Consider the following 6,870-nt stretch of genomic DNA (forward strand, 5'->3'; position numbering starts at 1 on the left):
GCCGCAACTTCAAGTGGTCGGTGAACGAAACCTTACCCTGCAGGTAAGTGGAACGAACTCAACGGCCGCGATGCTAACGGTTCGCAACACGGGAACGGGCATCGGCCCATTTCGCGTTCGAACATCGGCAACCTGGCTCATCGTCAGACACCCGAACGACCCGCCGGGGCGAGTCATCGACGGCGCGGTAGCGGTCGGAAGCGACCTCCAAGTCGTGACCTCGACGAGTCCGCGCGTCACGCAGGCTGGGGCCGACTCCGTGCTGGAGATCCGGATCGACCCTGCGGTGCTGCCAACGAGCGCCACGAGCGGGACGATCCTCATCGAGCCGCTCATGGGCCCGCTGCAGGCGTTTTCCATTACCGTGACAGTTCAGCGGTCCGGGTCCGCGAGCGGCCCGCCACTCCCGCCCTTCAAGAGAGTCCTCCCGAACGTCACCCGCGATGAGCTCCCCTGAGCACCCTCAGCGCGCGTGGGCTGCCTCGAGTTCCTTCTTGTGCGCGTCTATCACCTGCTGGGCGATGTGAGCCGGAACCTCTCCGTAATGGTCAAGCGACAATTCGAAAAGCCCGCGGCCCTGCGTCAGCGAGCGAAGATCCGAGGCGTACCGCTGCACTTCCGCGAGCGGGACTTCTGCCTCGATAACGGTCGTCCCTCCTTCCGGTGTGATTCCGTGAATGCGGGCCCGTTTGGTATTCAGGTCGCCCACGACGTCGCCAGCGAACGACTCGGGAACGTACACGCGAATGAGCATGATCGGCTCGAGCAGAATAGGACCGGCGGCCTGGACCGCCTCCTTGAGAGCCTGCGAAGCCGCGAGCTTGAAGGACATTTCGTTCGAATCGACCGGGTGATGCTTGCCATCGACCAAGGTGACCTGGCAGTCGGTGAGCTCGTAGCCGGCCACGATTCCAGTAGCTGCCGTCTCCATGACCCCCTTCTCGACGGCCGGGATGAACTCTTTCGGGACCGCTCCCCCGACCACACGTTCGGCGAATCGAATTCCCGAGCCCCTCGGCAGAGGCTCGATTTCGAGCGTGACGCGGCCGTACTGGCCGTGACCGCCAGTTTGTTTTTTGTGGGTGTATTCGGCAGACGCCTTCTTCGTGACGGTTTCCCGATACGGAACCCGCGGCAACGCGAGCTCGACCTCGACGTTGAATTTCCGCTTGAGTCGCTCCACGGTCACATCGAGATGAGCGTCGCCCAGACCCGAAAGGATGAGCTCTCCCGTACCCGGGTCCCGATCGAGGCGAAGCCCCGGGTCCTCCTCGACCATCCGCTGCAAGCTCGGCCCCAGTTTGTCGACTGCGGCTTTGCCGACTGGGTGGACCGCCATGCTGAATACGGGAGCGGGGAATTGCATCGCCGGGAGGACTACCGGACGCTCCCGGCTGCCAAGCGTATCCCCGGTCGAAGTGTGCGAAAGTTTCGCCACCACGCCGATGTCGCCAGCGCGGAGCTCGGTCACGGGAAACTGCTCCTTGCCGCGTTGGAGGTAAAGCGTACCGAGACGCTCGTCTGCCTGCTTGTTGGCGTTCCACAGATGCGAGTCAGCCGTCACGGTGCCCGAAAACACCCGCAGATACGTCAACCGCCCCACGAATGGGTCGGCCGCTGTTTTGAACGCGAGCGCGACAGGCGGTGCCGCTGAATCTGCCATCACCTTCACGTCTCCAATGACGATTGGCTCGCGGTCGGCCGGAGATGGACCGCTGAAGGCGACGTTGTGCAGCAGCTCGCGCACGCCGATCAGCTTTGTCGCCGAAGTGCACAGCACAGGGAAGATCAGGTTGTGATCGAGGCCGCCATGGAGTACCCGCCGGAGTTCATCTTCGGTGAGTTCTTCGTCGGCGAAGTACTTGTTCATCAGCTCTTCGTCCGTCTCCACGATCCCTTCGATGAGTTCGGCGCGGAGCCGTTCAGCCTCCGCGACGAGCTCGCCCGGAACATCCGCTTCTTCGGCTTGCTCGCCCACGTACGCCCTCATGTGGAGAAGGTCGACGACTCCACGGAACGATTCATGGGCGCCTATGGGCAGCTGCAGCGGCATCACCCGGTGCCCCCAGCGCTCACGAAGCGCTGAAAGCACAGATCCAAAGTCGGCGTTCTCGCGGTCCATGCGATTCACCACGATCATCCGCGGCAGGCCAAGCCGCTCGGCGATTTGCCATGCCCGGTCGGTGCCCACCTCTGGTCCCGAAACCGCATCGACGACGACGACCGCAAGGTCAGCCGCGTGCGCTCCGCAAATGACCTCGGACACGAAGTCCGCATAACCCGGGGTGTCGATCAAATTGATCTTTCGCTCCTCCCACTCGAGCGGAGCGAGCGCAAGGTTGAGGCTGAATTTCCGGCGGTGCTCGTCCTCGTCGTAGTCGGTAACCGTATTCTGGTCCTGGATGGACCCGAGGCGCGTAATGGCTCCGCTCTCGTAGAGTGCCGCCTCGGCGAGGCTCGTCTTTCCGACGCTCCCGTGGCCCACCAGGACCACATTACGTATGGCTTCGGTGGGGTACACCTTCATCGACGTCAACCTCCTGCGGCCAGCGAAGTGGCCCGTAGTCTACGCAGGCCGCAACGGCCTCTCAATGCGCGAAAGCGGCAGCAGGTGGCGCAAGCGAATACTACGCTCGCCTCCGTTCGCGTCTCCGGCGCGTGTTCGGTAGACTCGCTACCGGGATTCGTACGGATGTTCGTATCATGACCAAGTACGTCGCGCTCGACCTCGAAACCACCGGCCTCGAACCGGAGTCGGATCGCGTGATCGAGGTCGGCGCTATCCGAATCAGCGACGACGCCGAGGAGTCCGAATTCTCGACGCTGGTGAACCCTGGTCGGGAACTCTCGCCGTTCATCGAACGGCTGACCGGCATTTCCTCGCGCGAGGTCGCGAGTGCTCCCACCCTCGATGCTATCGCTCCCGAGCTCGCGCGGTTCCTCGACGGGGCGGTACTCGTTGGCCACAACATCGAATTCGACATCGATTTCCTCCGTTCGGCTGGAGTGGTGGGTAGCGCAGAGGCAATCGATACGGCCAAGTTTGCCCGCCTCCTCCTGCCAGAACTCAAGGGCTACGGCCTCGCGGACGTAGCCGCGGCCCTCCATATCCAAAGCGAAGGGCACCACCGGGCACTTGCGGATGCCCGCCTTGCCGCTCGAGTGTTCGTTCGCCTCCGTGAGATGGCGGCGCGTCTCGAGCCGGCCCGCCGCGCTTTGCTCGCGAACCTGGTCAGCGGCGATTCGCCGGCGCTGGCGAGAGCGCTCGGCGGCGAGTCGCCGATGGCCGTGCCATCATCTTCCGTGCTACCATCCCCGTTGCCGTACAAGCCACCGACACCGCTCGCGCCAAGCGAACCGCCCAAGCCTATCCGGCCTAGCGATATCGAGCGCGTCTTCCGAGCGCTGGCGCAAGTGTTACCTGGATTCGAACAGCGCGACGAACAACTTCGGATGGCTGAAGCCGTGCGCCGAGCATTCGATCGGGGCGGCCACCTGCTCGTTGAAGCGGGAACCGGCGTGGGCAAGTCGCTTGCCTACCTGGTTCCTGCAGCCCTCGACGCGCTCCGTAACGGGCGACGCGTGGTCATCAGTACCAACACCATCGCGCTCCAGGAACAACTCCGAGAAAAGGACATTCCCCTGCTGCGCCAAGCGCTCGTCGAAGCTGGCATCGTCAATGACCAGGACGGTCTGCGCGTTGCTGTCCTGAAGGGCAGGGGGAACTACCTCTGCTATGCACGATGGGTAGCGAACTACGTCTCCGGTTCGCGCGATCCCGACGTCGCGCGCCTGAGCGCCAGTATTCTGCTCTGGCTCGAACGAACCTCTACTGGCGACCGGTCGGAGCTGCGCCTCGTTCCCGAAGAATGGGCTGCTTGGTCTCGCCTTTCGGCCGCCGATGCCGATTGCCTCTCGCTTCAACACCGACACGTTCGCGAAGGCAACTGCTTCTTGTTGCGGGCTCGGAAGAACGCCGAGGCGGCGCACCTGATCATCGTCAACCACGCACTGCTGCTCGCCGACATCGCAGCCGGCGGGAGTGCCATCCCAGCCTTCGATCACCTCGTTGTCGACGAAGCGCACAACCTCGAGGAGGTCGCTACCCAGCAGTTCGGCCGTAGTCTCACCCTCGGCGCCGTCGATGAGGCGCTCGACGCCATCCATCGTCCCGCGGCGCGTGACCATCGCGAAGGCGGCGCCCTGATGCTACTCCGCTCCTTCGATCGCGAGCCCTATGGCGACTTGGCACAAACGATTCAGCAGCTGGTCTCCGGCGCGCGGCACTCGGCACGTCCTCTTTTCGAAGCTATCGGACTTATCCCGGCGCGGGATGGCGATACGGACCGGGTACTGCTCGGGTCTCTCACCCGCCGAGAGCCAGCCTGGGAAACGGTCGAGGAGTATTGGCGGAACCTCTCCGGACCACTCGAGCGCCTCGGGCGAGCCGGAGAGCAGGCCGCCAAACTCCTCGCCGGCGCGCCCGTCGAGGCCGCTGCAGAACTGGCGAGCGAGTTCCAGAGTGCATTCCGGCGTATCGCCGAGCTCCGCGTACTCGGCGATACGATCGTCCAGTCGCCGGGCGCCGACGTTGTGACTTGGGCAGCCCGGGATGCCGATGGCATCGGTTCGCTCCACATGGCCCCCCTCGAAGTAGGGCCGCTCCTTTGGGAACATCTCTTCCAGCCCCGCCGCGTTGTGATCGCCACCAGCGCGACGCTCAGCGCGAACCACGACATGTCTTTCGCTGCGGGCCGCCTCGGTTTGCAGGCCCCGGAGACGCTCGAGCTAGGGTCACCGTTCGATTACGAGCGTGCTGCGCTGCTCGCGGCGGTCGATGACCTGCCCGAGCCGAACCATCCGGAATTTCCCGCGGCGCTCGCCGGCTCCATCGGCGAGCTGGCCCAGGCGTCTGGGGGGCGCGCGATCGCACTCTTCACATCCAACGCGCTCCTCCGGCACGTTGCCGGGCTCGTCCGTCCGGTCATCGAGCCGCATGGAATTGTCGTGTTAGCGCAAGGCATCGACGGAACCCCACGGTGGATCACCGAACAGTTGCGCGAAAACCCACGGACGCTGGTCCTCGGCAGTGCGAGCTTCTGGGAGGGTGTCGATGTTCGTGGCGATGCCCTCTCGCTCGTGATGATCACGCGTCTACCGTTCGACGTTCCCACTGACCCGCTCGCGCGTGCCCGCGCAGAGCAATATGACGATCCCTTCAATCAGTACCAGGTGCCTGCGGCAATCCTTCGCTTTCGACAGGGGTTCGGTCGGCTCATACGCGACCGACGTGACCGGGGGGTCGTCGTCGTGTTCGACCGGCGACTTTGGGAGAGGCGCTACGGGCGGCGGTTCATCGAGTCGCTGCCACGCTGCACCTGGTTCAAGGGCTCGACGCCCGCGGTTGCACGGGCTATCCAGGAGTGGCTCGTAAGTGAATGACTTGAGCCATCGACTTGCGACGGTCGGCGAGCGGGTCGGCCTTCGCCCGGCGGGTCCGGCAGGGCTGGACGTAGTTCGGCAGCGCGACGGCGCCATCGTGGGGTCGCTCGAGGTGAAGCATGGAAGGTCGCCTGCCGAGTTGATCATCTGGCGCCTTTGCATCGAAACCCCGGACCGCGGGTATGGCTGCGGGTCCGAGGCCGCGCTCCTGACCACCCGTGCAGCATTCGCAGCGGGCTGGCGGAGGTTGTTGGCGCGCGCTCACCCCGACTTCGCGTTGTCCGTCTACTTTTGGGCCCGGATGGGCTTCCGGCCCCTCCATGGAGAGGGGCCGGAAGGGGGAATTTGGTTCGAGCGGAGGTACGCCCCCTAGGCGTTCGCCCAAGCGGCCATCTTCGCCCTGAGGTTGCGATCGAGCTCATCGAGGAATTCCTCGGTCGTGAGCCAGGGCGTTTCTGGGGAGATGAGCATGGCAAGATCCTTGGTCATCCTTCCACTTTCGACGGTTTCGACACAGACCTGCTCGAGCGCCTCGGCGAAGCGCGCCACCTCGGGGGTCCCGTCGAGCTTCGCTCGGAAGGAAAGGCCGCGGGTCCAAGCAAAGATGGATGCGATCGGGTTGGTCGAGGTCTTCTCGCCCCGGAGATGGGCGCGGTAGTGGCGAGTCACCGTGCCGTGAGCGGCCTCGGCCTCGCACGTCTTGCCATCCGGCGTAAGCAGCACCGAAGTCATGAGCCCAAGCGAGCCAAAGCCTTGCGCTACCGCGTCGGATTGAACGTCGCCGTCGTAGTTCTTGCAGGCCCAGACATAACCGCCTTCCCACTTCAGGGCCGACGCTACCATGTCGTCGATCAGCCGATGTTCGTAGGTCAGTCCACGGGCCCGGAACTCGTCTGCGAACTCCGCCTCGAACACCTCCTGGAAGATGTCTTTGAATCGGCCGTCATAGGCCTTGAGGATGGTGTTCTTCGTCGAAAGGTACACCGGATAATTCCGCTCCAGTCCGTAGCGAAACGAGGCCCGGGCGAAGTCGCGGATGGAATCGTCGAAATTGTACATCCCCATCGCGACACCTGCCCCTTCGAACCGGGCGACCTCCAGCTCGATAGGCTCTCCGCCACCCTCCGGCACCCAGCTGATCGTGACCTGCCCAGGTCCAGGAACGCGGAAATCGGTAGCGCGGTACTGATCACCGTGCGCGTGACGGCCGATGACGATGGGCTTCGTCCAGGTGCTCACGAGCCGCGGAATATTGCGACAGATGATCGGCTCGCGGAACACCACGCCCCCAAGGATGTTGCGGATCGTGCCGTTCGGCGATTTCCACATCTGTTTCAGGTTGAATTCCTTGACACGCGCTTCGTCGGGGGTGATCGTCGCGCACTTCACGCCCACACCGTGCCTTTTGATGGCAAGCGCAGCATCGAC

General features: G+C 64.1%; 4 protein-coding genes. 2 read left to right on the forward strand and 2 right to left on the reverse strand.

Annotation, left to right across the window (positions count from 1 at the left end; translation table 11 throughout):
• Positions 1–70 precede the first annotated feature (70 nt).
• The gene (locus VAE53_RS01130; protein WP_322817516.1) at positions 71–457 is read left to right on the forward strand and encodes a hypothetical protein; all 387 of its coding nucleotides are present in this window, start codon (positions 71–73) and stop codon (positions 455–457) included.
• Between the two features lie 6 nt (positions 458–463).
• On the opposite strand, the gene fusA is transcribed toward VAE53_RS01130, so the two are convergent.
• Entirely contained in the window at positions 464–2,527 is a 2,064-nt protein-coding gene (gene fusA / locus VAE53_RS01135) for an elongation factor G (protein ID WP_322817517.1), read from the reverse strand.
• A gap of 176 nt (positions 2,528–2,703) precedes the next feature.
• Here fusA and VAE53_RS01140 point away from each other — a divergent pair, with 176 nt between their 5' ends.
• Positions 2,704–5,442, forward strand: coding sequence for a helicase C-terminal domain-containing protein (locus tag VAE53_RS01140; protein WP_322817518.1), 2,739 nt, complete (start codon positions 2,704–2,706; stop codon positions 5,440–5,442).
• Between the two features lie 369 nt (positions 5,443–5,811).
• Here VAE53_RS01140 and VAE53_RS01145 read toward each other — a convergent pair.
• Positions 5,812–6,870, reverse strand: a 1,059-nt coding sequence (locus VAE53_RS01145; RefSeq protein WP_322817519.1) for an NADP-dependent isocitrate dehydrogenase, incomplete at its 5' end; no start/stop codon positions are given.

This window comes from Tepidiforma sp., from assembly GCF_034432735.1.
GTDB lineage: Bacteria > Chloroflexota > Dehalococcoidia > Tepidiformales > Tepidiformaceae > Tepidiforma.